Below are 26,737 nucleotides of genomic sequence, written 5' to 3' on the forward strand. Positions count from 1 at the left end.
TCGGCGATGTTCACGTGATTACCTCGGAGACCGGACGGGAAGTGCTTGCTGTGGTCGAGGTCGCAGCGCCTTGTCGGCCCACCCGAGGGGGAGAATCCCATGCAGAGTCTTAAGCGCCCTGGTCGTACCGCACCCAAGCGGCAGCAGGCCGTTCTCGAACCCGAGCCGGAGGGCGTCGAATCCGACGACCTGGACGGTGACGAGTTCGACGCGTACGACACGTTCGAGATGTACCGGGTGATCTGCCCGGACTGCGCGCAGCCCATCGCGCTGCTCGCGGACGAGGAGGTCCTGCCGGAGCACGCCCTGTGCGCCTCCCCGTGGAACCCGTTCGGGCTCACCGTCTGTTCGGGCACGGGCCGTGCGGCCGCCGAGGCGCGGTCCGCGGACGACTCCGCGGAACCCCAGCAGCAGGACACCGCCCTCCTGTTGACGCTCCCTCAGGGCCTGAACTGGCGTACGCAGCCGTTCTCCCACGTGGGCGGTCCGGGCTCGGTCCCCAGGCGGGCCTCCGAGATGCGGCGCGCGGCCTGACCGCTCGGCACGTTCGGCGGGTGTAGCCCGCTTCGTCCCAGAAGCTGCCCTGCACCATGGCCCGCAGGCTGCCGTGGTGCAGGACCAGTGCGTCCGGGTCCGGGGGACGCTCGCCTCGCCGAAGTGCCCCTGGCGGCAGGCGACGTGCGGCATGCCGATCGCCTGCCGCACGTCGCCCGCAAGGACGCGGCCCCCCGGCAGCGGAATTGACGGTTCGTCAGATGCCTGTGTCGGATGCCTGCCAGGGGCCGACGCAGCGCACCTCCGCGGGGCCCTCGCAGGGGTCCCGTCGCGAACACACACCCGATTCCACGTGCGGGTGACCTGTCCGCCTGCCCGCACGTTGCCCCGGCATGAGCCCCACACCTTCCGCCACCGGGCGCCGCCGCCGGATCCTCGTCCCGGCTCCGGCGGAATCGGTTCACTGGGTACCGCCGCCACCGCCACCCCCGCCCGCTCAGGATCCGCCCATCTACCGCGCCCTGATGCGCGCCTGGGCCGATCGCGGCCGCACACTGCCGGGGCACCACGACCCCGAGTGGGTGCGCCTGTCGGCGCCGTCGGTGATGTACGCGTACGGGCAGTTCGGCGCGCTCACGGAACCGCGGGGGGAGGAGCGCTTCACCCCGGGCCGGGACCCGCGCGGCGACGGCCGGCTCGACGCGTCCCGGGATCCGCGGAACGAGTTCGGCATGAGCGCGGAGCCGCGCGGCGACCTCAGCCCGTCCCGGGACCCACGAGGTGCCGTGCGATGACCATGCGCTGGATCTGGTTGGTGCCCTCGACGATCTGAAGCGCCTTCGCCTCGCGCAGGTACCGCTCGGCCGGGAAGTCGGCGGTGTACCCGTACCCGCCCAGGACCTGGACGGCGTCCGTGGTGACCTTCATCGCCCCGTCCGTGCACAGCAGTTTCGCCATGGCCGCCTGCCGGGAGAAGGGCCGGCCCGCGTCGCGCAGCCGGGCGGCGGACAGACAGAGCGCGCGGCCGGCCTCGACCCGGGTGGCCATGTCCGCGAGCAGGAAGCGGAGCCCCTGGAAGTCCGCGATCCGCCTCCCGAACTGGCGTCGGACGGTGGCGTACGCGACCGCCTCGTCCAGCGCGGCCTGGGCCAGACCTGTCGCGCAGGCCGCGATGCCGAGCCGCCCGGAGTCGAGTGCCGACAGGGCGATCGCGAAACCCCGGCCCTCGTCGCCGAGGCGGCGGCCGTCGGCGACCCGCACCCCGTCGAAGTGGACCTGGGCGGTCGGCGAACCCTTCAGGCCCATCTTCCGCTCGGGCGGCGAAGCACTCAGCCCCTCGGCGTCGCCGGGCACCAGGAAGGCCGTGATGCCCCGCGCGCCCTCGCCGCCGGTTCGCGCGAACACCGTGTAGAAGTCGGCCACCCCGCCGTGGGTGGTCCACGCCTTGGTGCCGGTGACGACCCAGTCGTCCCCCTGCCGCACCGCCTTCGTCCGCAGCGCGGCGGCGTCGGAACCCGAGGACGGCCCGGAGAGGCAGTACGCGCCGAGCAGACCACCGCCGAGCATCGCGGGCAGGTGCGCGGCCCGCTGCGCCTCGGTCCCGTGGTTCGCCAGCGCGTGGCAGGCCAGGGTGTGGACGCTGACGCCGAGGCCCACGGTGAGGCGGGCCATGGCGAGTTCCTCGAGAACCTGGAGGTAGACCTCGTACGGCTGGCCGCCGCCGCCGTGGGCGACGTCGTAGGGCAGTCCGAGCAGTCCGGACTCCGAGAGCAGCCCGAAGAGCTCGCGCGGAAAGCGCCCGGCGTCCTCCTCCTCGGCCGCGTCCGGGGCGATCTCGCGGCGCGCCATGTCACGGACGAGCGCGATCAGGTCCCGGGCCTCGTCCGTGGGCAGCTGACGGTCCACCGGCCGCGGGGCGGGATCGGGCACGGCGGCGCTCCTCCCTGGTCGGGCACATCGCCGGCGCTCCTCCAGGAGCGACGGCGCCGGGTCTCACCCGGCCCCGCCGATGCTCCCGGTCCCGGTCGCGGAACCCGGCGAACGGCGGCCGTGGCGCCGGGAGTACGCCCGAAAGGAGGACCATCCGCTCATCCGCTCCGGATGCCGGCCAGTCGCCGAGGAGGCCTGCCGATTGGTCCGAACCATTGACAGGGTGGTCTAGTCCTCATACCGTTCCGTCAGTCGTCCCGCCGGGCGTCGGGCGGGGCCACGTACGTGGGATCGAGTTCTTCGACGGCGCGCATCGCGCCCCCCAGCATCTTCACCAGCAGTTCGCGCATGGTGTCGCGCGGCAGCACCGGATGGCCGATCCAGTCGAGGGTGGCTCCCTCCACGCTGTGCAGCCAGCCGAGCAGGGCTATGCGCGGCAGCGGTCCGACCCTGCCCCTGCCGTACGCCCCCTCCGCGATCGTCGCGACGATCGCCTCGCGCACCCCGTCGCGGATCGCCTGCACCTCGGTGTCGAAGCCCACTCCGCCCGCGATGATCGTGCGGTACGCGGCCTGATTGTGCTCGGCATAGAGGAGATAGCCGTCGATCGTGCGCTGGACCCGCTCCACCGGAGGAAGATCCCGACCGTCGGCGGCCCGGGAGACCAGATCCGCGACCGAGTCCTCGACGATGGCGAGGTAATAGCCGCGCTTGGACTTGAAGTAGTAGTAGATCAGCCCCTTGGCGACATGAGCCTGCCGTGCGATGTCGTCCATCGACAGGGCGTCGTACGACGTGTCGGCGAACAACTTCCGCCCGATGGCGATGAGTTCGGCGCGGCGCGCCAGTGAGCGGTCGGTTCCCCGCGCTCGGGGGCGGCCGATCTCGCGCTGTTGACTATTATTCAATTCCGGCCCTGGTCTCCAACTGCCGACGGAACATCCGCAGTATGGCAGAACCGTGCCGACCGTCATCCGGGGGCGATCGCCGCCCTGGCCGTCATGCGGGGCAGCGCGCCGTGGGCCCCTGGCGCCGGCGCCGCCTCAGAGCAGACCGAGCCGTGTCACCAGCATCGCCACCACCACCACGAAGATCCAGCCCAGGACGTGTTCGAGGATCTTCGGGCCGTTGTCCTCGGGGCCTCCGGTACGGGTACGGAGACGAGGGGCGGTGGCGGAACTCGCGGTCATGGCATCTCGCTGACGTAGTGGTGCGGTGACGTCCCCCGCCTCCCGTCGGCTCCCCACCGACCCGACCACCTTGCCACCGGAGCCGCCGTCACCGGTAGAGACCCAGGTCACCTCCGCCGGCCCGGCGGCTCCCGATCCCGCCGGATTCCACCCGGCGGGCCCGCGTGTGCGTCTCGTCACACGGCGCCCAGGACGGCCGGAAGCCCGCCGTCGGCCAGGCTCCGGCCGGCCCACGGCGGGCTTCGGAACGACTCAGGACCGGCCCATGGACGGGTGTCCGGGCGAGCCCGGACCCGCCCGGCGGGGCCGCGCCTCACATCAGCGGATGCCCACCGCCGCGAGCGCCTTGCGCTGACGCGGCGAGGGATGCGCCGGGAAGTACAGGTAGCAGACCCCGCCGGTACCGGAGACGACCTTCCCGGAGGCGTTGTAGCGCTTGGTCCGCAGCCAGATGTTCTCCCACTCGGAGCGCTTGTAGATCCTGCGCACCGCGTCGTCGCCGGGCGACGCCGGGTCGTTGGCGATCACGTCGCCGTCCGCGGTGAACCCTATGACCGTCATGAGGTGGCCCGAGGTGCCGTAACCCGCGCCCGTCAGCTCGGTCTTGAGGAACGACTGGGACGTTATGGCCGGGATGCCGGCGGCGATCAGCGTCTCCAGGTCGGCGAGCGACCCGAGCCGGGTCACCACGCCCTGGAGGTCCTTGTACGTGGCCGCGTAGGCGGCGTTGAAGGGCCAGTTGCCGCAGCCGGCGTACTGGTAGTCGTAGGTGGAGCGGGCCGCGAGGCACACCTGTGGGTCGGTGTACGACGGGTCGACCCAGGCGAGCTGCTCCGCGGTCGGCCTGCGCCCCCAGTACTCGATGATCATCTGCGAGGAGGTGGGGCTGCACCAGGCCTCGCCGCCGTTGTCGTACTCGGGGTACTGACCGGCGTGGATCTCCTGCGAGTAGCGCGGAACGTTCAGTTCCCGGGCCAGGCCCGGGGCCGAGGCGGGGACGGTGAAGCGGTCCGGGATGTCGGAGCCCATCGCGCCCAGCCGCCACACGGTGGGCGTGATCCTGGTACCCGGGGTGCGGTAGAGGGTCAGGCGCAGCCGGTACGAGACGAGGCGCAGGCCGGAGGCGGCGTCGTCGATGGAGAAGGTGTCCGTCCAGATCGTGCTGCGGCCGTCGGTCTGGTCGTCCACGGAGGTGCGCCTGATGTCCTGGTCACCGGAGGCCCAGCGGCCCATCACGTACCAGGGCGTGTCCGTGCCGTCGGAGTAGGTGCCGGTCAGCTCGACCTGGAGCCAGGTGCCGGCCGGGGTGTGCGCGTTCCAGGAGGAGATGACCTCCGTCGAGGGGACGGCGAGACGGTGGACCGGCGAGGTCCAGGTCGCGTACTCCCAGGTGGCGGTCCTGCCGGTGTGCGGGTCGGTGTAGTCCGTCGTGCCGGCCGGGGCTGCGATCACCAGCCCGGGGCGGACGCCCGGCACGGCCCGCGCGCCGTGCACGCTGCCCGCGCGCCAGTCGCTGTACGAGGTCCAGGCGCGGTTGTCGACAAGACGGCCGGGCGCTCCGGTCCGGCGGGCCGGAGCGGCGGCGGCCGGCGGGCCCACGGCCCCCACCGTCGCCGCGGCCACCGCGGCGGCCAGGACGATTCTGCGGGACGGCTGTTCGGCTCTGCTCATGGGTGGAGAACCCCCAGGTGTCCGGAACGGGCGGGCCCAATGCTCTGTCGTGCGCCAACTATGGACGCCGGAGGGTGACTTCTGCCAGCACTTCGGCCCGTGCCACGCCCACCAATATTGGTCGGGACCACTGGCATGACCTGGGGCGCCTCGGTCCACGGCCCCTCGGCCCGGCGGGTGCCGGGCCGAGGGGCGGGCGGTCAGACGAGGTCCATGGCTGCGACCTCGTCGGGGCGGCCGTAGCTGACGGGGCCCTGGAAGCGGCGGCGCGCCGTGGCGAACCACCACACCGTCGCGACGATCAGCACCACGGCCAGGGCGATCGAGGCGTAGTTGAAGTTGTCCCCGGTGATCGGTGAGACCTGGGGCAGCATGAAGAGCACGCTGCTGGCGAGGATCCAGGTCACGGCCACCCAGCCGACGGGCTTGCTCCAGCGGCCCAGGTTCCAGGGGCCGGGCTGGAACTCGTCGCCGAGCCGCAGCCGCAGGAAGACCGGAACGGCGTAGGCGAGGAAGAGTCCGACGACGTTGACGCTGACGATGGCCGTGAACGCGGTGTGCGACCACCATCCGGGCAGGACGAGGACCAGCGAGCAGGCGACCGCCAGCCATACGGCCTTGACGGGTGTACGGGTGCGCGGCGAGACGGAGTGCCACCAGCGGGAGCCCGGCATCGCGCCGTCCCGGGAGAAGGCGAAGATCTGCCGGGTGTTGCTGGTCAGGTTGGCCAGCCCGCAGAACAGCATGGAGCCGATCACCACGAGCAGGATGACCTTAGCCATGCCCATGCCAAGTCCATCGATGAGGATCTGCACGGGCGGCGCCGACGATCCGGCGACCCGGTCATAATCATGAATGCTGTACACAAGGGCAAGCATCAGGATGAGCCCGGTGATCGCCGAATAGGCGATCGAACGGGTGATCCCCTTTGGCGCGTTGACCGTGGCCCGCACCGTTTCCTCGGACATGTGGAAGCTGCCGTCGAAGCCCGTGAAGGTCCAGCTGGTGACCAGCAGACCGAGCATCCCTCCGTAAATCCCGTTCGTGAAACCGGTGTTGTTCGCGAAATGCGTGACGAACGAGGCCGACTGGTGGTCGTCGGGCATCACGATGAGTGTGCTCACGATCACGACGAGTCCGACGAGCAGCCACCACACGGAGATCCGGTTGAGCACGGCGACGAGCTGGACGGTGTAGGTATTGGCCAAACCCTGGAGCACGATGATCACCGCGGTGATCAGGACCGTCTGCTGGGCGGTCGGCTCGTACGAGTGCCACTGCAGGGCGACGAACGCCTGGATGAAGGTGGCGGCCGCGTATCCGGTGGCGGCCGTGCCTCCCACCTGACCCACGAAATTCAGCCACCCCGTGTACCAGGACCAGGCGCCCTTGTGCCGCTTGGCGAGCTTGCCGGCGGAGAAATAGAGCGCCCCGCTCGTCGGATAGGCGGAGGCGACTTCCGCCATCGCGGCACCGATGAAGAGCACCATCACGGATACGCCGATCCAGCCGAACACGAGAACGCGAGGGCCGCCTGCATTCAATCCGAAACCGAAGGACGAGAAAATACCCGAAATGATGTTGATGATCGTGAAGGATATCGCGAAGTTGTCGAATGCCTGGAATCGACGGGTGAGCTTTCTCGGATATCCCATCGCGTGAAGCGTGGCATCGTCGTCGAAGGCGGCGGAATCATTTCCGACGTCGGTTCTCCGACTTGGGGCCGATATTCGTTCCGACACAACTGACCTTTCTCTCGGGGGTCGATGAGGACGTCGGGGAGGGCCGCCGGTCAGCCGGCCCCCGGCACGGGCAGGCCGCAGGCGCGGCGGGCGCGGGAGAGCTGCTCCTCGGGTTCGCCGAACACGCTCCACGGCATCCGGCAGGCGTACGGCCCCATCGCCATGAGCACCGCGCGGGCCTCGAACTCGCGCTGCGCCATGAAGAGCGCGTGCGCCAGGTACGCCAGATCGAGCACCGGCGTGAAGCGGTATCCGGACGCCTCAGGCAGCCAGTTCTGGTAGATCGCGAGCGCCGTGGAGCGCCACTGCGGCTGCTCCCAGGTGCGGTCGACCAGGAGCTGCGTGGGGTTGTAGCTCTCCACCAGGGCCACCAGCGGCAGCAGCCGAAGGGGCGAGGAGGCGGGGGCACGCTGGCTCAGGAAGGCGGCGACGTCCCAGGCGGCGTTCACGGAACCGCCGTAGCGCGTGAAGAAGAAGGCCAGGAACCGGTGATGGCCTTCACGGTTCCAGGGGTCGAGGCGCAGGACGTGCGAGAACAGGCGCCAGGGGCCGAGAGGCTGGGTCAGCAGCCCCTGCGGGGCCGGATCGCGCAGGTCGTGCAGCCGGGCCATGGACAGCCGGGCGACCCAGGGCGTGGGATCGGCGCGGTCCATCACCGCGGCCCGGTCGCAGGCGGTCAGCGCTATGCGTTCCAGCGCCTCGGCCCGGTCGTCCTTGGCGTCGGCCGCGCGTAACGCCCGCAGCACGGCCACGCGGGCCCACATCAGGGCGGCCTCGGGGGTCTGTTCCTCCGCCAGCCAGCGTTCGGTGAGATCGGAGTCGGCGGCCTCGGAGGCGAGGACCAGGGACCGATGGGCCCGTAATCCGTAGTCGGAGCGGGTCTCCTTCAGAGCTTCGTGGGCCCTCAGATAGCGGCCGGCTCTGACGTCCGTGCAGACGCTCGCGAGTCTGCGGTCGTCGGCCGCCGGATGCCACACATACTGCCCCTCGAATAAGCCCGCGGCCATCTTCCCCAGTCCATCCCCGTACGACGCTTGCGTTCCCCGACAGGAACCCTACTCAGCATCTACGAGTACCGGAACGTCCTATCCGAAATACCTCGTTCCGTGGGGCCGGGAATTTTCGGCGCGGCCCCCGAAGTTCTTGAGGATTGTTCAATGAATGGTTCAATACGACACCATCCTGAACCCATGGATCCGCTGTGGACGGCGCCTCGATAGAATGTTCCACAGGACTGTGCCAACCTCGCACCTCACCCCGGGAAAACCCATTCACGACCTCGCCTCACGGCTGCGCCGGCTGCCGCCCTCCTGCGGGCCCGTCCGCCTCGTCGGCGTGGACGGTCACGCCGGCTCCGGAAAGACCACGTTCGCCGGGAGACTGGCGACGGCACTGGGCGGGGCGCCCGTCCTGCACCTCGACGACATCGCCACCCACGAGGAGCTCTTCGGCTGGACCGAGCGCCTGCTGAGCGGGGTGATCGAGCCGTTCGGGCGCGGCGAGCCAGCACGCTACGCCCCCTACGACTGGACGACCCGGGAGTTCGGACCGGTGTGCGAGCTGCCGGCCGCGCCCGTGGTGCTCCTGGAGGGCGTCGGCGCGGGACGCCGTGCGCTGCGGCCGTGGCTCGCGCGACTGCTGTGGATGGAGTTGCCCCACGAGCAGGCCTGGGCGCGGGGACGGCGACGGGACGGGGAGGCACAGAGCGAGTTCTGGGACGGATGGGTCCGCGCCGAGCGCCGGCACTTCGCCGAGGACCCCACGCGACCGTTCGCGGACCATGTGGTGCGGCAGTGTCCAGAGGGATACGAGGTGCTACGGGGGCCTGCTGGGACGGCTGGACCGGACCAGTTCATCACGCACCGTGATGGACCATCCGCAGCGTGCTGAAGTTGTGAAGACCCACTCCGGAGAAGTTGCCTCAGTGCCCCAACTCTGCTTGACCAGGGGGCCGTACAGGTCTTACGTTCTGAAGCAGCGGCCCTTCGGGAGCCGCCCGCAGTCGCGAAGCCCCCGGTTGTTCCCCCGTGATCGGGGGCTTCGTTCTGCCCACACCCTCTCTTTCCGGACGCCCCACGGCGTGATTCGCTCACCCTGGGTCACCGTTCGCAGTGCGCCCCATATGCTCCCACCTCGTGGAACGGGCTGTGCGGCACCCTTCGGCAGGCCCGTCCACCGCAGGTACGATGCCTCTCGGTGCGACTTTCGGACGGTTGCTGTGCCGCACCGCTTCAACTCCCGTCCGCGGCACAGTCGTTCGACCAGAGCTGCCGACGGGCACCGGCCCGGCGGCAAGGGGATGTCCTGATCCGCGAGGCACTCCCCGACCATCGGGGGCACGGTTTGTGGGGGACGGATGGACTTCGGCACGCAGGGCCCCGAGGCCCCGGCCGACCTCGCCTGGCTGCGGGGTGTGGACGCCTACACGATGGGCGCCTACCCGCAGGCGGAGGAGGAGTTCCGCGCCGCGGTCCGGATGGACCCCGGCATGGCGGACGGCTGGCTCGGACTGCACGCGCTACGGGTGGACACGACGACCGCGCTGCTGCGGATGTTCCGGCACCGGGACCGCTTCGGCGAGCAGCGCTCCCGCCACCGGCGCACCCTCAACTCCTGGTACTGGCTGGGCTGGTGGGTCCAGCCGGTGCTGGAGAGTCCGCGCGACCTGCTGCTCGCGCACGCCTCGCACTGGCTCGACGGGCGTCATGTCCCCGAACTGGACCGGGCGTTGGCCGGGCTGCCGCCGGTCGACGCGGACCACCAGGTGCGGTTCCTGCACGCGTGCCGCGCCTATCTGGTCAAGGACTGGGAACAGCTGGTGCGGCACACCGATCCGCTGATCAACGATGCCATGCTCGGCATCGAGGCCGGACTGTTCGGCGGCATGGCGCGGGTCCGGCTGGAGATGTACGGACAGGCCGAGCCGCTGCTGTCGTCCGCGCTGATGCGCTGCCGCAGCGAACAGCCGCAGCGCAAGGAGCTGCGGTACTGGCTGGCCCGCGCCCACGAGGGCACCGGACGGTCCGCCGCCGCGCTCCCCCTGTACCGGGCGGTGCACCGGGTCGACCCCTCCTTCATGGACACCTCGGCCCGGCTCGCCGCCATCGCCGAGGGGGACGGGTACGACGATGCCGCCGCCGACCTCGCGGCGATCACGCTCGCCGGGATCGGGCAGGACGTGCTGGAGGGCCCGGACGGCATGGACGCGCTGTTCGGCACCGAGGGGCGCGACCTGAGGCTCCCGGACGCCGATCCGTCGCCGCCCGGCGGGCTGCCGGCCCAGACCGACGGCTTCCGGGAGAAGGCCGTGATCCCGGTGCAGCCGATGCCGGCGGGCCCGACCGACCCCGCCCTGCTCGACGAGGCGCTCGCCGAACTGGAGCGCATGGTGGGCCTAGAACCGGTGAAACGTCAGGTCAAGGCGTTGTCGGCGCAGTTGAACATGGCCAGGCTGCGCACCGGGCAGGGTCTGCCGGTGCAGCCGCCGAAACGGCACTTCGTCTTCTCCGGCCCCTCCGGCACCGGCAAGACCACGGTGGCACGCATTCTCGGCCGGGTGTTCTACGCGCTCGGGCTGCTCGGCGGGGACCATCTGGTCGAGGCCCAGCGAGCCGACCTGGTCGGCGAGTACCTCGGCCAGACCGCCGTGAAGGCCAACGAGCTCATCGACTCGGCGATCGGCGGCGTCCTGTTCGTGGACGAGGCGTACTCCCTGTCCAACTCCGGCTACGGCAAGGGCGACGCGTACGGCGACGAGGCCCTCCAGGTGCTGCTGAAGCGGGCCGAGGACAACCGGGACCACCTGGTCGTCATCCTCGCCGGCTACCCCGAGGGCATGGACCGGCTGCTCGCCGCGAACCCCGGCCTGTCCTCGCGCTTCACCAGCCGCGTGGACTTCCCCTCCTACCGCCCGCTCGAACTGACCTCCATCGGCGAGGTGCTGGCCGCCGAGAACGGTGACATCTGGGACGAGGAGGCGCTGGACGAGCTCCGTTCGATCGCCGGGCACGTCGTCGACCAGGGCTGGATCGACGAGCTCGGCAACGGCCGCTTCCTGCGCACCCTGTACGAGAAGAGCTGCGCGTACCGCGATCTGCGGCTGTCGGGATACCCCGGCACACCCTCGCGCGACGACCTGTCGACGCTGCGTCTGCCCGACCTCATGCAGGCCTACGGGGAAGTCCTCTCGGGCCGGGGCCCGCAGGATCCGTCGGCGATGTGAGAAGGCCCCGGTCCCACTGGGGCCGTTCGACCGTCACGGGTCGTACGGCCCCCGGGAACCGGGGCCCACGCTCGCGGTCAGCTCGCCAGCGCCTCCTCGGCCTGGCCGACGCGGGGGTCCGTGACCCGTACCGGCGTGACATCGCGGTGCGCAGGATCCCGTACCTCGCCGACGAGCAGCTCCAGTACGTCCTCAAGGGCCACGAGGCCGAGGACCTTCCCGGAGCCGTCGGCGACCTGGGCCAGATGAGTGGCGGCACGACGCATCACGGTGAGGGCGTCGTCCAGGGGGAGTTCGGAGCGCAGGGTGGCCATCGGCCGCCACACCTGCTGCGGGACCGCACGCTCCGACCCCTCCAGGTCGAGTACGTCCTTCACATGGAGGTAGCAGCCCATGGAGGCGCCGTTCTCCGCGACCACCGGGAACCGGGAGTACCCGGTGCGCGCGGTGAGCGCGACCACCTGGCCCGGGGTGACCGAAGGGTCCACAGTGACCAGCGAGGCGCTGTCGAGCAGGACGTCGGTGACCGGACGGGAACCGAGTTCCAGGGCGTCCTCGAGGCGCTCCTGTTCCTCGGGATCGAGGAGTCCCGCCTGTCCGGAGTCCTCGACGAGCCGGTTGAGCTGCTCGCTCGTGAAGACCGCTTCGACCTCGTCCTTGGGCTCGACCCGGAACAGCCGGAGGATCAGCTGGGCACAGGCGCCGAGGCCCACCGTGACCGGGCGGCACACCCGTGCGAAGGCGACCAGTCCGGGGCTGAGCCACAGGGCCGTCTTCTCGGGCGCGGCCATCGCCAGGTTCTTCGGGACCATCTCGCCGATGACGAGGTGGAAGAACACGACGAAGGCGAGCGCGATCACATAGCCGAGGGGGTGGATCACCCCGTCCGGCAGGTGGACCGCCTCGAACAGCGGCTCCAGCAGACGGGCGATCGTGGGCTCGGCGACCGCGCCGAGCGTCAGCGAGCAGACGGTGATGCCGAACTGCGCCGCCGCCATCATCTGCGGAAGGCGCTCCAGGCCGTACAGGACCTGCCGGGAGCGGGCGGTGCCCAGCGGTTCGATCTGGCTGCGCCGTACGGACACGAGCGCGAACTCGGCACCGACGAAGAAGCCGTTGGCGAGCACCAGCAGACCCGCGAACAGCAGTTGGAGCATGGTCATCGGACGGCCTCCGGAGCGAGCGCGGTGCGCACGAGGCGGACGCGTTCGGCACGGTAGTGCCCGACCTGTCGCACGACGAGGCGCCAGCCCGGGAGCTCGGCCTTGTCACCGGGGGCCGGGATCCTGCCGAGCAGGTCGGCGACGAGGCCCGCCACGGTCTCGTACGGTCCCTCGGGCACGTCGAGGCCTATGCGCTGCAGGATGTCGACCCGGCAACTGCCGTCGGCGTCCCAGGCGGGCCTGCCGTCCTCGGGGGGCGCGGCCGCGAGCTCGGGCGGCTCGCCCTGCTCGTCGTCGTGCTCGTCGCGGACCTCGCCGACGAGTTCCTCGACGATGTCCTCCAGGGTGACCACGCCGGCCGTGCCGCCGTACTCGTCGACGACGACGGCGATCGGCTGTTCACTGCGCAGCCGCTCCAGGAGGGGCTGCACGGGCAGGGTCTCCGGGACGAGCAGGGGGACCTGGGCGATCCGGCCGACGGGTGTGCGGAGCCGGTCGCGCGAGGGGATCGCGAGGGCGTCCTTGAGGTGCACCATGCCGACGATCTCGTCGATCCGCTCCCGGTAGACCGGGAACCGGGAGAGGCCGGTGGCACGGGTGAGGTTGACCACGTCCTCGGCGGTGGCCGACGACTGGAGGGCGCTGACCTTCACCCGCGGCGTCATGACGTGCTGCGCGGTGAGGTCGGCCAGGGACATCGTGCGGACGAAGAGGTCCGCGGTGTCCTGCTCCAGGGCTCCCGCGCGGGCGGAGTGGCGGGCGAGGGAGATGAGTTCGCCCGGGGTGCGGGCGGAGGCCAGCTCCTCGGCGGGTTCCACGCCCAGGGCGCGGACGAGCCGGTTGGCGACCGTGTTCAGCGCGGCGATCACCGGCCGGAAGAGGCTGGAGAAGACGTGCTGCGGGCCGGCCACGAAACGGGCCACCTGGAGCGGCTTGGACACCGCCCAGTTCTTGGGCACGAGTTCCCCGACCACCATCTGCACGGCGGAGGCCAGCAGCATGCCGACCACCACGGCGACGCCGGGCACGGCGCCCTCGGGCAGCCCGATCGCCGTGAACGGGCCGTGCAGGAGCTCGGCGAGCGCCGGTTCGGCGAGCATGCCGACGACGAGCGAGGTGATGGTGATGCCGAGCTGGGTGCCGGAGAGCTGGAAGGACAGCTCCTTGAGCGACTCGACGACCGTGCCGGCACGTCTGTCGCCGTCGGCCGCGGCCTTCTCGGCGTCGGGGCGCTCCACGGTGACGAGGCCGAACTCCGCGGCCACGAAGAAGCCGTTGGCGAGAATCAGCAGGAACGCCGCGCCAAGGAGCAACAGGGGGATGGTCATGCCGCCGCCTCGATATGTCGGAAGGGGGCGGCGCAGGTACTACAGGACGATCCGTCCATCGCTGGAGGGAATCACTCCTCGGGTAGCAGGGGGCCTCTGAGGGCGGGAGCACATCGGAGGCGGAGGCGCGATGAAAAACGCCTCCGCCGACAGATTAATCAAGACATGGGCTCTCAGGGCAGGGTGGAAGGCCGAGAGTCAGCCCTGATGTTCGTCACGGTGCCCGTCGGGCTCCTGGATTCCACGGGCCGAAGCCAGGGCGCGCAGGGCACGGGCGTCCTCGATGGCGCGCTGCCGGGCGATGCCCGGCTGGATGCCGAGCACCGGGAGACTGGTGCCGTCACTGAGGTCGAGGAACACCCAGGGGTCGCCGGGACGCAGGTTGACCTGGACGATCTCCGCCCAGTCGAGGTGCCGGCGGCTCGCGATGTTGACGACCGTGACACCGCTCTCGTCGGCGACGACCTTGGGCCGCGAGAGCAGCAGGAGCACTCCGAAGAGCAGCGCCGCGGTGAAGATGAAGCTGAGCCGCTCCCCCGGGCCGAGTTGCTCCAGAAGCATGGCGACCGTGGTGATGACCACAAGGATCGACGCGCCCGCGGTGAGCAGCACCGCCCGGGTACGGGAGGGACGGAAGGTTATGGGAAGGGTGGGAAGGTCCGACATGTGCGTTGATCCCGTCAGAGCCGGCAGGCGTGGATGGCCGTGGTCAGGATGGCCCGCGCGCCGAGCTCGTACAGGTCGTCCATGATCCGCTGGGCCTCCTTGGAGGGGACCATGGCGCGGACGGCGACCCAGCCCTCGTTGTGCAGCGGCGAGATGGTCGGCGACTCCAGGCCGGGAGTGAGCGCGACGGCCTTCTCCAGGTGCTCGGCGCGGCAGTCGTAGTCCATCATCACGTACGTCCGCGCGACCAGCACGCCCTGGAGGCGGCGCAGGAACTGCTGGACCTTGGGCTCGGCGTCCTCGGTGGGGCCGGCTCCGACACGGCGGATGACGACGGCCTCGGACTTCATGATCGGCTCGCCGAAGATCTCCAGGCCCGCGTTGCGCAGCGAGGTGCCCGTCTCGACGACGTCGGCGATGACCTCGGCGACACCGAGTTCGATGGCGGTCTCGACGGCGCCGTCGAGGTGCACGACGGAGGCGTCGACGCCGTGGTCGGCGAGGTGCCCCGCGACGATGCCCTCGTAGGAGGTGGCGATCGTCATGCCGTTCAGGTCCGCGATGCCCTTGGCGGTGCCCGGCTTGGAGGCGAAGCGGAAGGTGGAGCGGGCGAAGCCGAGCGGGAGGATCACCTCGGCGTTGGCTCCGGAGTCGACCAGCAGGTCGCGGCCGGTGATGCCGATGTCGAGACGGCCGGAGGAGACGTAGATCGCGATGTCGCGGGGGCGGAGGTAGAAGAACTCGACCTCGTTGTTCGGGTCGACGATCCGCAGCTCCTTGGACTCCCGGCGCTGCTGGTAGCCGGCCTCATGCAGCATGTCCGCCGCAGGTCCTGAGAGGGAACCCTTGTTGGGGACGGCGATGCGCAGCATGAGGTCGGCTTCCTTTGCTAGAGATTCTTCGGGTGGTGGGACGGACGGGCGTGCTCGGTGGGGGCGCTGCTGAGTTCGCCCCTAGAGATGCGCGTACACGTCGTCGAGGGAGATCCCGCGCGCGACCATCATCACCTGGACGTGGTAGAGGAGCTGCGAGATCTCCTCGGCGGCGGCGTCCTTGCCCTCGTACTCGGCGGCCATCCAGACCTCTGCGGCCTCTTCGACGACCTTCTTGCCGATGGCATGAACGCCCTTGCCGACGAGTTCGGCGGTGCGCGAAGTGGCGGGATCGCCCGTGGCGGCCTTGTGCTGGAGCTCGGTGAAGAGCTCCTCGAAAGTCTTCTTGGACATGGTGGTCCTCACCCTACGCGCTCGGTGCCGTACCTCAGTGCCAGGGTTCAGATACTGAGCGGAGGGTGGCCGCGGTCGCCACGGCGGCCGTCACCGCCTCGTGGCCCTTGTCCTCGTTGGAGCCCTCGATGCCGGCACGGTCCAGGGCCTGCTCCTCGGTGTCACAGGTCAGCACACCGAAGCCGATGGGGACGCCGGTGTCGATGGATACCTGGGTGAGGCCCTGGGTGACGCCCTGGCACACATACTCGAAGTGGGGCGTTCCGCCGCGGATGACGACGCCGAGCGCCACGATCGCGTCGTAGCCGCGGCCCGCGAGGACCTTGGCCGCGACCGGCAGTTCGAAGCTGCCGGGGACCCGCAACAGGGTCGGCTCGTCGATTCCCAGCTCGCGCAGGGCGCGCAGAGCGCCGTCGACGAGACCGTCCATCACCTTGTCGTGCCACTGCGCCGCGATGACCGCGACCCGCAGGTCGCCGCAGTTGCGTACGGACAGTTCAGGTGCACCCTTGCCGCTCACGTCTCTCCTTCAGTCCCGCTGTGCCGTGTTGCCGATAGTGCTGTGCCGCCGGTGCTGTGCCGCACCGGTTGTGCTGTCGTGCCGATGGTGCCGGTCGTGCCGGTGGTGCCGTGTCCCGCGGTGGCGCCGGGCGTACGGGGTCACTGGCTCCCGCAGGCCGACACGGTGGTCGCGTCGAGCCAGGGGAGGTCGTGGCCCATCCGGTCCCGCTTGGTCCGCAGGTAGCCGAGATTGTGCTCGCCCGCCTGGACGGGCATCGGCTCCCGTCCGCTGACCCGCAGGCCGTACCGGACGAGCGCGTCGGTCTTGTCGGGGTTGTTGGTCATCAGGCGCAGGCTGCGGACGCCGAGGTCCTCCAGGATCCGCGCGCTCGCGCCGTAGTCCCGGGCGTCGGCGGGCAGGCCGAGTTCCAGGTTGGCGTCGAGGGTGTCCCGGCCGCGTTCCTGGAGTTCGTACGCGCGGAGCTTGGACAGCAGCCCGATGCCGCGCCCCTCGTGACCGCGGAGGTAGACGACGATGCCGCGGCCCTCGGTCTGGATGCGCTGCATGGAGGTCTGGAGCTGGGGTCCGCAGTCGCAGCGGTGCGAGTGGAAGACATCGCCGGTGAGGCACTCGGAGTGGACCCGGACCAGGACGTCCTCGCCCTCGCCGATCTCGCCGTGGACGAGGGCGACATGCTCGACGCCGTCGGCGGTGGAGCGGTAGCCGTACGCGGTGAACTCGCCGAAGGCGGTGGGGAGACGGACCTCGGCCTCGCGCCGGACGGTGGGTGCGGCGGGGGCCGCCCCGGTCGCGGCAGCCAGGGTGCTCTCGGCCGAGCGGCGGTAGTCGATCAGGTCCTCGATGGAGATGATCGTCAGGCCGTGCTTGCGGGCGAAGGGGATCAGTTCGGGCAGCCGGAGCATCCGGCCGTCCTCGCCGGCGATCTCGACGATCGCTCCGGCTGGGCGAAGTCCCGCCAGCCGGGCCAGGTCGACGGCGGCCTCGGTGTGGCCGTTGCGGGCCAGCACGCCTCCGGGCCGGGCGCGCAGCGGGAAGACGTGGCCGGGGCGCACGAAGTCCTCGGCCCCCGAGACGCCGTCCGCGAGGAGCCGCAGGGTGGCCGCGCGGTCGGCCGCCGAGATGCCGGTGGTCACCCCGTGGGCGGCGGACGCGTCCACCGACACCGTGAACGCGGTCTTCATCGACTCGGTGTTGTCGTCGACCATCTGCGGAAGGCGCAGCCGGTCGAGTTCGTCGCCCTCCATGGGCGCGCAGATCAGTCCGCGGCACTCGCTCATCATGAAGGCGACGATCTCGGGGGTCGCCATCTCGGCGGCGACGACGAGGTCTCCCTCGTTCTCCCGGTCCTCGTCGTCGACGACCACGATCGGGCGGCCGGCCGCGATGTCGGCGATGGCCTGCTCGACGGGGTCGAGCGCGAAGTCCGAGGCATCCTGATCGTGCCCGGTGCTGTACCAAACCGGCGCCGTTGTCATGCCGGGGCTCCTTCCATGACGGGCTGCCCGGCCTCACGGGAGCGCAGCCACCAGTCGCGCATGCCCCACAGGACGAGCGCGCCGTACAGGACGTAGACGAAACCGGAGAAGGCGTAGCCGTTGGCGAAGTTGAGCGGGACGCCCACGACGTCGACCAGAAGCCAGGCGAACCAGAACTCGACCATGCCGCGGGCCTGCGCGTACATGGCGACGATCGTGCCGACGAAGATGTACGCGTCGGGCCAGGGGTCCCAGGACAGCGTCGGGTAGGCGTGGAACAGGCCGCTGACGGCGAGGGTGCCCACGAGGGCGGCGCCCGCCATGTACGCGCGTTCGCGCCAGGTGGCGAACCGCACGGAGACGCGTCCGTCCTTGCCCTCGCCGCGGTTCCACTGCCACCAGCCCCACAGGGCGACGACGATGACCACGACCTGCTTGCCGGCGCTGCCGGTGAGGTGACCGAAGAAGGCGGCGAAGAGGACGATTCCGGAGAGGAGCTGGACGGGCCAGCTCCACACGGAGCGCCGCCAGCCGAGCGCGAGGGCGATCAGACCGATCACGTTGCCGATCATGTCCGACCACATGATGTGCTGGTCGAGGAGGACGAAGGCCTCGGAGTTCAGCCAGTTCACTGCCCGGCCCCCTGGACGCCGGGCAGACCGGCGGACTGCCCACCGCGTGCGCCCAGCAGCCGCTCGACGTACTTGGCGATCACGTCGACCTCGAGGTTGACCGGGTCACCGGGCTGCTTGTGGCCCAGTGTGGTCAGGTCGAGGGTGGTGGGAATGAGGCTCACGGTGAAGAAGTCGGGGCCGGCGTCGACCACCGTCAGGCTGATGCCGTCGACGGTGATGGAACCCTTCTCGACCACATAGCGCGAAAGGTCGGCGGGCAGCGAGATCTTGACGATCTCCCAGTTCTCGGACGGCTTGCGCTCGATGACCGCGCCGGTGCCGTCGACGTGTCCCTGCACGATGTGGCCGCCGAGGCGCTCGCCCACGGCCATCGGCCGTTCCAGGTTGACGCGGGAGCCGACGGTGAGGGCCCCGAGGCTGGAGCGGTTCAGGGTCTCGGCCATGACGTCGGCGGTGAACTCGTCGCCCTCGTGCTCGACGACGGTGAGACAGACTCCGTTGACGGCGATGGAGTCGCCGTGCTGCGCGCCCTGCGTGACGACGGGGCCACGCAGCCGGAAACGCGAGGCGTCGTCGAGAATCTCGACGGCGGTGACCTCACCCAGCTCTTCGACGATTCCGGTGAACACTTCCCGGGTCCTCCTGCCTCATGGGGCACGGACTCCGGGGCTGTCGATGACGACATAATGAGCGGACCGCGGCACACCGGGAGCGACGCCGGAAGGACACCCGTCCCGTGGGACGAGCGGCGACAAACGGCAGCGCGCACGACATACCCGCCCGCCGCGCACTGCCTCCCATCCGGACTTTAACCGTCGGTCCAGGAATTTCACCTGGTCAACCGGCCGCTGGAAGCGACCGGGTCGCGGACTATAACCGCCGGTTCGGAATTACACCGACCCCGGAGTGCGCTGCTTCTGGTACATGGCCAGTGTGCCACGCCCGATCGTCGGCCAGAGGGCCGTACCTCTGTGGGGTGGCTCACAACCGGTCGGCATGGACTTCCCCGGAACAGCCCCCCGGCCAACTTCCCTGACTCCGGGCGACCTTGGGGCAGGTCACAGGTTCCCCCAGCTGGTCCATACCTATTGACGCTCTGGTCTAGTCCTCTTAGTGTCCTCGATCAAGACTGCGTGATCATTCATTGCCGGTCCCCCCACGATCGACCCGGCGGCGGTGACGAAGGCCCTTGCCCCGCCGCCGGGTCTCCAGCCGGCCCTGGGCCGGCCTACCGCGACGACCGCGGGGCGAACAGCTCGTCCTGGGCGCCGTCGCGTGCGGTCAGGAGGGCGCCGCGCAGCACCGCACCCCCGCCCAGCGGGCTCGCGCGCACCTCGGTCGGGAGCGGCGACATACGGGCGAGCCGCCGCCCGACCCGAGCGGCGAGCGCCGCGCCGCCCGCCTGGCCGACCTCGCCGCCCAGGACCACGCACCCGGGGTCCAGCACGGCACTGACGGAGGCCGCCCCGATGGCCAGGCGGTCGGCGAGGGCGTCGAGGAAGCCGTCGGCGGCCGGTGAGCCGGCAGTCGCCAGCGCCTGCCGCACCAGCGCCGCGGCGTGCGGTTCGTAGCCCTCGGGCCGCGCCGAGACACCGTGCTCCGCCGCGAGCTCCGCGATCGCCGCGGACCCGACCAGCGAGTGGAAGCCGCCCCCGCAGTCGGTCGCCGAGGGGAGACTCGTGGTGCCCGGCACCGGAAGGAACCCGATCTCCCCGGTACCTCCGGAGGCGCCGCGGCGCAGGGCGCCGTCGAGGACGACGGCGGCGCCGGTGCCGTGGCCGATCCACAGCAGGACGAACGTGTCGCGGTCGCGGGCGACTCCTTCGCGCTGTTCGGCGAGGGCCGCGAGGTTGGTCTCGTTCTCGACGAGGACGCGGGCCTCGGGCAGCCGTTCCTGAAGGGCCGCGACCAGCCGCCGGTGCCACGCGGGCAGCCCGGTGGAGTTGCGGAGTTCGCCACTGGCGGGGTCGATCAGGCCGGGCGCCCCGATGCCGACGGTGTGCAGCCTGCCCCACCCCGGGACGAGTTCGCGCGGGGGCGACACCCCGAGGGAGCCGGCCTCCTTCGCCGCCCGCTCGACCAGCGCGACCGCCTGCTCCACCGCCGGCCCGGTCCCGGTGCCCTCGCCGATGGGGACCGACGCCTCGGCCAGGACCCGGCCGACCAGATCGGAGACGACGACCGAGACTCCCTCCGTACGGACGTCCAGCGCGGCCAGATGCGCGCGGTCCGCGACGATCCCGTAGACCCGGGCGTTCGGGCCGCGCCGCTGCTCCCCCGATTCCCCGACGACGGTGACGAGACCGGAGGCGGTGAGGCGTTCGACGAGGTCGGCGACGGTCGGCCGGGACAGGCCGGTGAGCTGCTTCAGCCGCGCTGCCGTCAAAGGGCCTTCCTGCTGCAACAGCCGCAGGGCGAGCCGGTCGTTGATGGCCCGTGCGGTGCTCGGGGATGCGGGCATGGCGGGAATCCTCCCAGATCGGCGAGCCCGCCGGGCCACCGGGCGACCGGGCGGCGAGCGGTCATCTATTTATCAGGCAGGGTTCCTGATAGTTTACGGCGGCACGACGTGGAACCATCACCTGGGGAGGGCCCGAGCATGAGTGGAGTGGTCTACGACCAGCGCGAGGTCAGACGCGCCCGGTACGCCGTGGCGGCCGTGTTCGCCGTGCACGGAGCCGTCACCGGGTCCTTCGCGACCCGCGTGCCCTGGATCCAGGACCACGCGTCGGTCAGCGCGGGGCAGCTCGGTTTCGCGCTCGCCTTCACCGCGCTCGGCGCGTCCTGCTCGATGCCGCTGGCCGGCCGCATCACCCACCGCTTCGGCAGCCGTACGGCGCTGCGCGGACTCATGGCCCTGTGGACGCTGGCCCTGATCCTGCCGTCCCTGGCGCCGAACCTGCCGACCCTGTGCCTCGCGATGTTCGTCTACGGCGCCACGGCGGGGATGGCGGACGTCGCCATGAACGCGCTGGGTGTCGAGGTCGAGAACCGCCTCGACAAGTCGATCATGTCCGGGCTGCACGGCATGTGGAGCGCCGGTGCCCTGGTCGGCGCGGCGGCTGGCACGCTCGCCGCGCATCTGGGCTCGGACGCGCGCCTGCACCACGCCCTGGCCGCGGCGACCCTCACGCTCCTCGGTCTCGTCGCCTGCCGCTGGGTGCTCGATCTTCAGCCCACCGAGGACGAGGAGCCGCCGCCGCGGTTCGCGCTGCCGCCCCGGTCGGCGCTGCTCATCGGCGCGGTCGGCTTCTGCGCGGTCTTCGCGGAGGGCGCGAGCCTGGACTGGTCGGCCGTCTACCTGCGCGACCAGCTGGACAGCTCGGCGGGTCTCGCCGCGGCGTCGACCACCGGTTTCATGCTGACCATGGCGGTGGCCCGACTGGTGGGCGACACGGTGGTGAACCGGTTCGGCGCCGTGCGCACCGTGCGGGCGGGCGGTGTGCTGGCCGTGCTCGGCGGACTGCTGATCGTCGTGGCGGAGCATCCGGCGGTGGCGATGGGCGGCTTCGCGCTCCTCGGCCTCGGCATCGCGGTCGTGGTCCCGCTCTGCTTCGCGGCGGCCGGGCGCAGCGGCCCCAACCCCAGTCAGGCCATCGCGGGCGTCGCGACCATCACGTACACGTCAGGGCTGATCGCGCCGAGCCTGATCGGGTCGGTGGCGCAGGCGACGAGTCTGGTCGTGTCGTTCGGGCTGGTCACGATCCTGGCGTTCGGGCTCACCGTGCTCGCGGGTGTGCTGCGGGCCGGAGACCGCGTCACGTCGAAGGTCAGTCCCCCGAGCGCAGCAGTTCCCGGCCCACGGCCCTGAACCGGTCGCTCCACGGCGTCGGGCGCAGGGTCCCGGCGTCGAGCCGTACGAGCACCCGGGTTCCGTGCGCGTAGGTGACCGCGCCGTCCAGGGAGCAGAAGCGGAAGCCGTACGTCAGTCCGGTGTTACCGAGCCTTTCCAGCCAGAGGTGGACGGCGTACGCGCCGGGGCGGCTGACCGGGGCCTCGTAGGTGATCCGCAGTTCCTTGACCGCGTTGCACGAGTCGCCCGCCGCCTCCCAGTCACCCTCGAAGCCGAAGCCGCGCTCGTTCCACAGCGCGGTCCAGGCGCGTTCGACCATGACCGGGTAGCGGGCGTTGTGCAGCAGTCCGAGCGCGTCGAGGTCGTCGAAGTGGACGGTGACGGGCAGGAGGCGTCCGTACGGGAGGGCAGGGGCGGCGGGGGCTTCGGCGGTCACGGGCGGGGCTCCTGGGGCGTACTGCGGCACGCGGACTGGGCGGGCCTGGCTGAAACGACGCTCCCCATCCTAAGCAAACGCTCAGGAGCCCCGTCCGGGCGGGATCAGCCCGCGATGGAGTCGAGCTGCTCGGCGGCCGGCCGCAGCTCCCACAGATCACCGCCGGGCGGCGCCTCGAGCCCCGCCACGGCGGCCTGCGCGGCCCGGTCCCCCGCGTCCGCCGCCGCGTGCACCACATCGGTCGCCGCGAAGCGGTGGAACTCCAGCTCAGGGTGGCTCCACGGCTCGGCTCCGGTCGCCGCGGGCAGCAGGTAGCCGACCGCTTCGAACAGGCTCTGGCCGTCCGGTCCCCGGTACGCCCACAGGTCCACGCCGACCTTCCGGCCGACGGCGGCGAGCCGGGTGTACGCCACCAGGTCGAAGGTCGAGTAGTGCCAGCTGCGGGTGCGGGCGAGCTCCTGGGGCTGGCTGCCGTCGGCTGCGATCTGCGGGTCGATACGCAGGCCGCGCGCGGCGAGCACGGTCCGCCGGGCGAGGCCCTTGTCGCCGGTCGCGTACGCGAGGGCGGCGAGCTGCATGTCGTAGAAGGTGCCGTGGTTGTTCCGCGCAGCGCCCTCCTCCTTGCCGAAGGCGCTGTCCGTCAGCCAGTCGCGGTAGCCGGTGTTCCAGGCGAGCATCGCGGCCCGGTCGCGCCGGGACCAGCCGGGGGCACCGGTGTCGAGGAGGGCGATCGCGTCGAGGACGCTCGTGTAGGACTGCGAGAAGTCGATGACGCCGATGGCCCGGCCGTCGTACTTGCAGGGGATGAACTGGCCGTGGTCCAAGTTCGGGTTCATCCGTGTGGCGGGGTCCAGGAACCATGTGCGCAGAACCTGGGAGGCTTTCACGGCGTACCGCTTCTCACCGGTGTAGTACCAGGCGAGCGCGAGGTCGTACGTCGAGTCGAAGACCTTCTCGACGTCCTGGCGGTCCGTACCGGTGTCCACCTCGGGATTGCGCTGCCCGTCGCGCTGGACGTACGGACAGCCCCAGGGGTTGTCCGCGGTGGCCGGCTGCGAGGGCCACCAGTAGGGGGCCTGGCTGAGGTAGTCGTGAACATCGCCGCCCGGGGCGGGTTTCGGCTTGTCGACGACCGTCCAGGGGCCCTGGTCCAGCCAGTTGTCGGCGCGGGCCGTCAACCGGCGCAGAGCCAGGGCGAGCCGGCGGTCGCCGTGGTCCAGGCGGGCGCGGGTGCGCCTCAGCCGGCCGCCGTCGAGGACCACGGTCCTCGGCAGCCCGGTCGCGGCCCGTCCGGACACCGCGGGGCCGCCCGTGGACTCCGTACGCGCCGACACCGCGTGGGTGGCCGCGGACGCGGCGCGGCCGGATGCCCGAGGCGCGTCCGCGGACGCCGTACGAGCGGACGCCGAGGGGGCGACGAGGGTCGCGAACATGACGGTGGCCGCCACGGCCACCAGGCCCAGTCCGGATCGTGCACTCACAGAACACTCCGATCAGAGATATGAACGATGTTCATGAGAAGGACCGTGCGAGCGTAGAGCGGCTGGTTGGACGTGACAATGGGCCGGACAGATTCACGTACAGAGAAAGCGAACCCTCACCATGGACCTCGGCGTGCGCTGGACACTGCACGGCGACGGGCGGACTCCCGCCCCCGGAGCGGTCGTCCGCCCCGATGAACGCCTCTCCTGGCCCCGGACCTTCGGTCTCGGCGCCCAGCATGTGGTGGCCATGTTCGGGGCGTCCTTCGTGGCACCCGTCCTGATGGGGCTCGACCCCAACCTCGCGATCATGATGTCCGGTGTCGCGACCGTCATCTTCCTGCTCGCCACCCGCGGCCGCGTGCCCAGCTACCTGGGCTGTTCGCTCTCCTTCGTGGGCGTCGCCGCCGTGATCCGCGCGCAGGGCGGCACCAGCGCCACGGTGACCGGCGCGTGCTTCGTGGTCGGCGTCGCGCTGTTCCTGGCGGGTCTGGCCGTCCAGCGGTTCGGGGCGAGGATCATCCATGCCGCGATGCCGCCGATCGTGACCGGCGCGGTCGTCATGCTGATCGGCTTCAACCTGGCGCCGGTGACCGCCTCCACCTACTGGCCGCAGGACCAGTGGACGGCCCTGCTCACCATGCTGGTGACCGGCGCGGCCGTGGTGTGCCTGCGAGGTTTCTGGTCACGCATCGCGATCTTCCTGGGGCTGCTCTTCGGTTACGCCGTCTCCTGGGCCTTCGACCGGATCTTCGGCCGGATCCACTCGGCGGACGCGAGCGGCAAGGTCACCGACCACTGGCGCCTGGACCTCTCCGGGGTCGGGAAGGCCGACTGGATCGGACTGCCGTCGTTCCACGGACCCTCGTTCCAGTGGTCCGCGATCCTCGTCGCCCTGCCGGTGGTCATCGCGCTGGTCGCGGAGAACGCGGGGCACGTCAAGGCCGTCGGCGAGATGACCGGAGACCCGCTGGACGACGAACTGGGCACCGCGATCTCCGCGGACGGCGCCGCCTCCATGCTCTCCACCGCGGTCGGCGGCCCGCCCAACACCACGTACTCCGAGAACATCGGCGTGATGGCCGCGACCCGGGTCTACTCCACCGCCGCCTACTGGGCCGCCGCCGGCTTCGCCCTGCTCTTCGGACTGTGCCCCAAGTTCGGCGCGGTGGTCGCGGCGATCCCGGGTGGTGTCCTCGGCGGCATCACCGTCATCCTCTACGGCATGATCGGCCTGCTCGGTGCCCAGATCTGGCTCAACGCCCGGGTGGACCTGCGCAATCCGCTGAACCTGGTGCCCGCCGCCGCGGGCATCATCATCGGCATCGGCGGCGTCACCCTGAAGTTCACGGACAACTTCTCGCTGAACGGCATCGCGCTGGGCACCATCGTCGTGATCACCGGCTACCACGCGCTGCGGGCGATGGCCCCGGCCCACCTCCGCCAGGAACCGCTGCTCGACTCGGGGACCTCGGCGTACGACGGGCCCGGTGATCAGCCCGCCAGCTCATAGGCGTACTCGGCCGAGAAGGTTCCCGGTTCGCCCCGGCAGCCGTCCGACTCCCCCGGTGGCTTCACCCACAGATAGGCGTCGATCCCGGCCTCCCCGGTGCTCAGCGTCGGCGCCGGACCGATCCTGCGGCCCGGCGGATCGCACCAAGCTCCGCCCGGGGCGGCGCCGTTGCCGTTGCGGCTGGTGTCGATGACGGCACCGAGGCCCGAGGACCCGCCGAGCGCGGCGAGGACGCGCCGGGCGTACGCGATCTCGTCAGTCGTCCGGTTGAAGTTGGAGACGTTGGTGAAGACACCGTCGGAGGAGGCGGCGGAGGAAGCGCCCGCCCGCCGCAGCAGCGCGGCCTGCGCGGCCGCCGGGTTCCAGTCGGAGTTGCCCGCGTCGTAGTAGACCCGGGCCCTGGGGTCCGCCGCCTTCAGGACGCGTCCCGCGCGGGCCAGGGAGGCGAGGCGGCCCGCCCGCTCCGGCCCGGTGAGGCAGTCGGCCTGGGCGATCGAGTCGGGCTCCAGGACGACGACGGCCTCGCGGGAGCCCAGCCCCGCCGCGAAACCGTCGATCCAGCCGTCGTAGGCGGCGAGGTCGGGCGCCCCGCCCTCCGAGGCCCCGCCGCAGTCTCGACGCGGGACGGCGTACGGCACGAGGACCGGCACCCCGCCCCGCTCGGCGGCGGCCGAGGTCACGGCCTCGACCCGCGCGGTGATCGTGGACGGTGCGAAGTCCGCGAACCACACCGCGGCCGGACGGTCGGCGATCCGGGACGCGATGACCGCGCGCCGGGGATCACCGGGGTGGCCGTCGACCCATGCGCGCACCTGGGAATCGGGGTGGCGGTAGAGGAGGGCGGGCCTCGCCGCGGTCCGTGGCCGGCCCTTACCGGGCGAGGGATCGACGGCCGGTTCCGGGGAGGGCGGCCGCGAAGGGGACGGCGTGGCCGAACCGCCAGCCGGTGTCCGCGCACCGGACGGCGAGGGGGCGGACGAGCGGGTCACCGGCGCTCGGGCCTCCGGCGACGGGCTCCCGTCGCCGAGCGCGGACACGGTCCCCGTCACGGTGCCGGCCGCGACCACGACCGAGGCGACGGCGACCATGACACCGCGTCCCACGGATCTGCCGCGCTCCGCCCCGCGCTCGACGAGCCGTTGGACACGTAAGCCTGACACGTACGGTTCCCCCACTCCGGCCCCGTCCGCGTTCCCCCGTTCTGGGGAAGCCGTCGGCCCGGCGGCACGCGGGCCACCCTAGGACTGGG

General features: G+C 71.2%; 25 protein-coding genes and 1 riboswitch. Of the genes, 6 read left to right on the top strand and 19 right to left on the bottom strand.

Features of this window, described 5'->3' with window-relative positions; all coding sequences use genetic code 11:
* Positions 1-99 precede the first annotated feature (99 nt).
* A complete protein-coding gene (locus tag OG410_RS08480) occupies positions 100-534 on the top strand; it encodes a hypothetical protein (protein ID WP_329298556.1) in 435 nt (144 codons plus the stop codon).
* Positions 535-887: 353 nt separating this feature from the next.
* Positions 888-1,289, top strand: coding sequence for a hypothetical protein (locus OG410_RS42555; RefSeq protein WP_443063727.1), 402 nt, complete (start codon positions 888-890; stop codon positions 1,287-1,289).
* On the opposite strand, the gene OG410_RS08490 is transcribed toward OG410_RS42555, so the two are convergent.
* From OG410_RS08490 to OG410_RS08515, 6 genes are all read right to left on the bottom strand, one after another.
* Positions 1,252-2,424 (bottom strand): acyl-CoA dehydrogenase family protein, encoded by a 1,173-nt coding sequence (locus OG410_RS08490; RefSeq protein WP_329298557.1) that lies wholly within the window; start codon positions 2,422-2,424, stop codon positions 1,252-1,254. The two genes, OG410_RS42555 and OG410_RS08490, sit on opposite strands and share 38 nt — an antisense overlap.
* A gap of 248 nt (positions 2,425-2,672) precedes the next feature.
* Positions 2,673-3,332, bottom strand: coding sequence for a TetR/AcrR family transcriptional regulator (locus OG410_RS08495; RefSeq protein WP_329298558.1), 660 nt, complete (start codon positions 3,330-3,332; stop codon positions 2,673-2,675).
* Positions 3,333-3,467: 135 nt separating this feature from the next.
* Complete coding sequence (locus OG410_RS08500) at positions 3,468-3,614, bottom strand: SCO1431 family membrane protein (protein WP_326788976.1); 147 nt, start codon at positions 3,612-3,614, stop codon at positions 3,468-3,470.
* Positions 3,615-3,932: 318 nt separating this feature from the next.
* A complete protein-coding gene (locus OG410_RS08505) occupies positions 3,933-5,285 on the bottom strand; it encodes a peptidase C39 family protein (protein ID WP_329298559.1) in 1,353 nt (450 codons plus the stop codon).
* A gap of 200 nt (positions 5,286-5,485) precedes the next feature.
* Positions 5,486-7,027, bottom strand: a complete 1,542-nt coding sequence (locus OG410_RS08510) for an amino acid permease (protein WP_443063728.1) — start codon at positions 7,025-7,027, stop codon at positions 5,486-5,488.
* Positions 7,028-7,077: 50 nt separating this feature from the next.
* Positions 7,078-8,034, bottom strand: coding sequence for a hypothetical protein (locus OG410_RS08515; protein WP_329298561.1), 957 nt, complete (start codon positions 8,032-8,034; stop codon positions 7,078-7,080).
* A 229-nt stretch (positions 8,035-8,263) separates the two neighbouring features.
* On the opposite strand from OG410_RS08515, the gene OG410_RS08520 reads away from it, so the two are divergent.
* Both OG410_RS08520 and OG410_RS08525 read left to right on the top strand, forming a co-directional pair.
* On the top strand, positions 8,264-8,917 hold the full coding sequence (locus OG410_RS08520) for a uridine kinase family protein (protein ID WP_329298562.1): 654 nt from the start codon (positions 8,264-8,266) through the stop codon (positions 8,915-8,917).
* Positions 8,918-9,383: 466 nt separating this feature from the next.
* Complete coding sequence (locus OG410_RS08525; protein WP_328666806.1) at positions 9,384-11,249, top strand: AAA family ATPase; 1,866 nt, start codon at positions 9,384-9,386, stop codon at positions 11,247-11,249.
* Positions 11,250-11,326: 77 nt separating this feature from the next.
* Here OG410_RS08525 and OG410_RS08530 read toward each other — a convergent pair whose 3' ends face one another.
* The 10 genes from OG410_RS08530 to OG410_RS08575 all read right to left on the bottom strand — a co-directional run bounded on the left by OG410_RS08530 (position 11,327) and on the right by OG410_RS08575 (position 20,726).
* A complete protein-coding gene (locus OG410_RS08530; protein ID WP_329298563.1) occupies positions 11,327-12,412 on the bottom strand; it encodes a hemolysin family protein in 1,086 nt (361 codons plus the stop codon).
* The gene (locus tag OG410_RS08535) at positions 12,409-13,740 is read right to left on the bottom strand and encodes a hemolysin family protein (RefSeq protein WP_329298564.1); all 1,332 of its coding nucleotides are present in this window, start codon (positions 13,738-13,740) and stop codon (positions 12,409-12,411) included. Before OG410_RS08535 ends, OG410_RS08530 begins: the two co-directional genes overlap by 4 nt.
* Before the next feature lie 198 nt (positions 13,741-13,938).
* A complete protein-coding gene (locus tag OG410_RS08540) occupies positions 13,939-14,406 on the bottom strand; it encodes a PH domain-containing protein (protein ID WP_329298565.1) in 468 nt (155 codons plus the stop codon).
* 14 nt (positions 14,407-14,420) lie between these two features.
* Positions 14,421-15,278, bottom strand: a complete 858-nt coding sequence (gene hisG, locus OG410_RS08545) for an ATP phosphoribosyltransferase (RefSeq protein WP_329298566.1) — start codon at positions 15,276-15,278, stop codon at positions 14,421-14,423.
* 81 nt (positions 15,279-15,359) lie between these two features.
* Positions 15,360-15,632, bottom strand: coding sequence for a phosphoribosyl-ATP diphosphatase (locus tag OG410_RS08550; RefSeq protein WP_015661856.1), 273 nt, complete (start codon positions 15,630-15,632; stop codon positions 15,360-15,362).
* Positions 15,633-15,666: 34 nt separating this feature from the next.
* On the bottom strand, positions 15,667-16,152 hold the full coding sequence (gene ribH / locus OG410_RS08555; protein WP_151468514.1) for a 6,7-dimethyl-8-ribityllumazine synthase: 486 nt from the start codon (positions 16,150-16,152) through the stop codon (positions 15,667-15,669).
* 140 nt (positions 16,153-16,292) lie between these two features.
* On the bottom strand, positions 16,293-17,630 hold the full coding sequence (locus OG410_RS08560) for a bifunctional 3,4-dihydroxy-2-butanone-4-phosphate synthase/GTP cyclohydrolase II (protein WP_329298567.1): 1,338 nt from the start codon (positions 17,628-17,630) through the stop codon (positions 16,293-16,295).
* On the bottom strand, positions 17,627-18,262 hold the full coding sequence (locus tag OG410_RS08565) for a nicotinamide mononucleotide transporter family protein (RefSeq protein WP_329298568.1): 636 nt from the start codon (positions 18,260-18,262) through the stop codon (positions 17,627-17,629). Before OG410_RS08565 ends, OG410_RS08560 begins: the two co-directional genes overlap by 4 nt.
* Positions 18,259-18,894 carry a riboflavin synthase gene (locus tag OG410_RS08570; RefSeq protein WP_328666828.1) on the bottom strand — a complete coding sequence of 212 codons (636 nt, stop codon included), beginning with the start codon at positions 18,892-18,894 and terminating at the stop codon, positions 18,259-18,261. The genes OG410_RS08565 and OG410_RS08570 overlap by 4 nt, the downstream gene beginning before the upstream one ends.
* A 154-nt stretch (positions 18,895-19,048) precedes the next feature.
* A riboswitch (FMN riboswitch) is annotated at positions 19,049-19,179 on the bottom strand.
* Between the two features lie 314 nt (positions 19,180-19,493).
* Entirely contained in the window at positions 19,494-20,726 is a 1,233-nt protein-coding gene (locus tag OG410_RS08575; protein WP_329298569.1) for an ROK family transcriptional regulator, read from the bottom strand.
* A gap of 138 nt (positions 20,727-20,864) precedes the next feature.
* On the opposite strand from OG410_RS08575, the gene OG410_RS08580 reads away from it, so the two are divergent.
* A complete protein-coding gene (locus OG410_RS08580) occupies positions 20,865-22,076 on the top strand; it encodes an MFS transporter (RefSeq protein WP_329298570.1) in 1,212 nt (403 codons plus the stop codon).
* Here the strand turns inward: OG410_RS08580 and OG410_RS08585 are convergent.
* On the bottom strand, positions 22,036-22,494 hold the full coding sequence (locus OG410_RS08585) for an acyl-CoA thioesterase (RefSeq protein ID WP_326788961.1): 459 nt from the start codon (positions 22,492-22,494) through the stop codon (positions 22,036-22,038). The two genes, OG410_RS08580 and OG410_RS08585, sit on opposite strands and share 41 nt — an antisense overlap.
* Before the next feature lie 104 nt (positions 22,495-22,598).
* Positions 22,599-23,975, bottom strand: coding sequence for an alginate lyase family protein (locus OG410_RS08590; RefSeq protein ID WP_329298571.1), 1,377 nt, complete (start codon positions 23,973-23,975; stop codon positions 22,599-22,601).
* A gap of 121 nt (positions 23,976-24,096) precedes the next feature.
* Here OG410_RS08590 and OG410_RS08595 point away from each other — a divergent pair, with 121 nt between their 5' ends.
* Entirely contained in the window at positions 24,097-25,488 is a 1,392-nt protein-coding gene (locus OG410_RS08595; protein ID WP_329298572.1) for a uracil-xanthine permease family protein, read from the top strand.
* On the opposite strand, the gene OG410_RS08600 is transcribed toward OG410_RS08595, so the two are convergent.
* Positions 25,470-26,576, bottom strand: coding sequence for a glycoside hydrolase family 6 protein (locus tag OG410_RS08600; protein ID WP_329304058.1), 1,107 nt, complete (start codon positions 26,574-26,576; stop codon positions 25,470-25,472). The two genes, OG410_RS08595 and OG410_RS08600, sit on opposite strands and share 19 nt — an antisense overlap.
* Between the last annotated feature and the right edge of the window lie 161 nt (positions 26,577-26,737).

Origin of the sequence: Streptomyces sp. NBC_00659 (genome assembly GCF_036226925.1) — a bacterium.
Lineage (GTDB): Bacteria > Actinomycetota > Actinomycetes > Streptomycetales > Streptomycetaceae > Streptomyces.

Excerpts from the sequence above, each read along its gene's own strand:
- OG410_RS08480 (WP_329298556.1), top strand. The coding sequence starts at position 100 with ATGCAGAGTCTTAAGCGCCCTGGTCGTACCGCACCCAAGCGGCAGCAG.
- OG410_RS42555 (WP_443063727.1), top strand. The coding sequence starts at position 888 with ATGAGCCCCACACCTTCCGCCACCGGGCGCCGCCGCCGGATCCTCGTC.
- OG410_RS08500 (WP_326788976.1), bottom strand. The coding sequence starts at position 3,614 with ATGACCGCGAGTTCCGCCACCGCCCCTCGTCTCCGTACCCGTACCGGA.
- OG410_RS08505 (WP_329298559.1), bottom strand. The coding sequence starts at position 5,285 with ATGAGCAGAGCCGAACAGCCGTCCCGCAGAATCGTCCTGGCCGCCGCG.
- OG410_RS08515 (WP_329298561.1), bottom strand. The coding sequence starts at position 8,034 with ATGGCCGCGGGCTTATTCGAGGGGCAGTATGTGTGGCATCCGGCGGCC.
- OG410_RS08525 (WP_328666806.1), top strand. The coding sequence starts at position 9,384 with ATGGACTTCGGCACGCAGGGCCCCGAGGCCCCGGCCGACCTCGCCTGG.
- OG410_RS08530 (WP_329298563.1), bottom strand. The coding sequence starts at position 12,412 with ATGACCATGCTCCAACTGCTGTTCGCGGGTCTGCTGGTGCTCGCCAAC.
- OG410_RS08535 (WP_329298564.1), bottom strand. The coding sequence starts at position 13,740 with ATGACCATCCCCCTGTTGCTCCTTGGCGCGGCGTTCCTGCTGATTCTC.
- OG410_RS08540 (WP_329298565.1), bottom strand. The coding sequence starts at position 14,406 with ATGTCGGACCTTCCCACCCTTCCCATAACCTTCCGTCCCTCCCGTACC.
- hisG (WP_329298566.1), bottom strand. The coding sequence starts at position 15,278 with ATGCTGCGCATCGCCGTCCCCAACAAGGGTTCCCTCTCAGGACCTGCG.
- OG410_RS08550 (WP_015661856.1), bottom strand. The coding sequence starts at position 15,632 with ATGTCCAAGAAGACTTTCGAGGAGCTCTTCACCGAGCTCCAGCACAAG.
- OG410_RS08560 (WP_329298567.1), bottom strand. The coding sequence starts at position 17,630 with ATGACAACGGCGCCGGTTTGGTACAGCACCGGGCACGATCAGGATGCC.
- OG410_RS08575 (WP_329298569.1), bottom strand. The coding sequence starts at position 20,726 with ATGCCCGCATCCCCGAGCACCGCACGGGCCATCAACGACCGGCTCGCC.
- OG410_RS08580 (WP_329298570.1), top strand. The coding sequence starts at position 20,865 with ATGAGTGGAGTGGTCTACGACCAGCGCGAGGTCAGACGCGCCCGGTAC.
- OG410_RS08595 (WP_329298572.1), top strand. The coding sequence starts at position 24,097 with ATGGACCTCGGCGTGCGCTGGACACTGCACGGCGACGGGCGGACTCCC.
- OG410_RS08600 (WP_329304058.1), bottom strand. The coding sequence starts at position 26,576 with ATGGTCGCCGTCGCCTCGGTCGTGGTCGCGGCCGGCACCGTGACGGGG.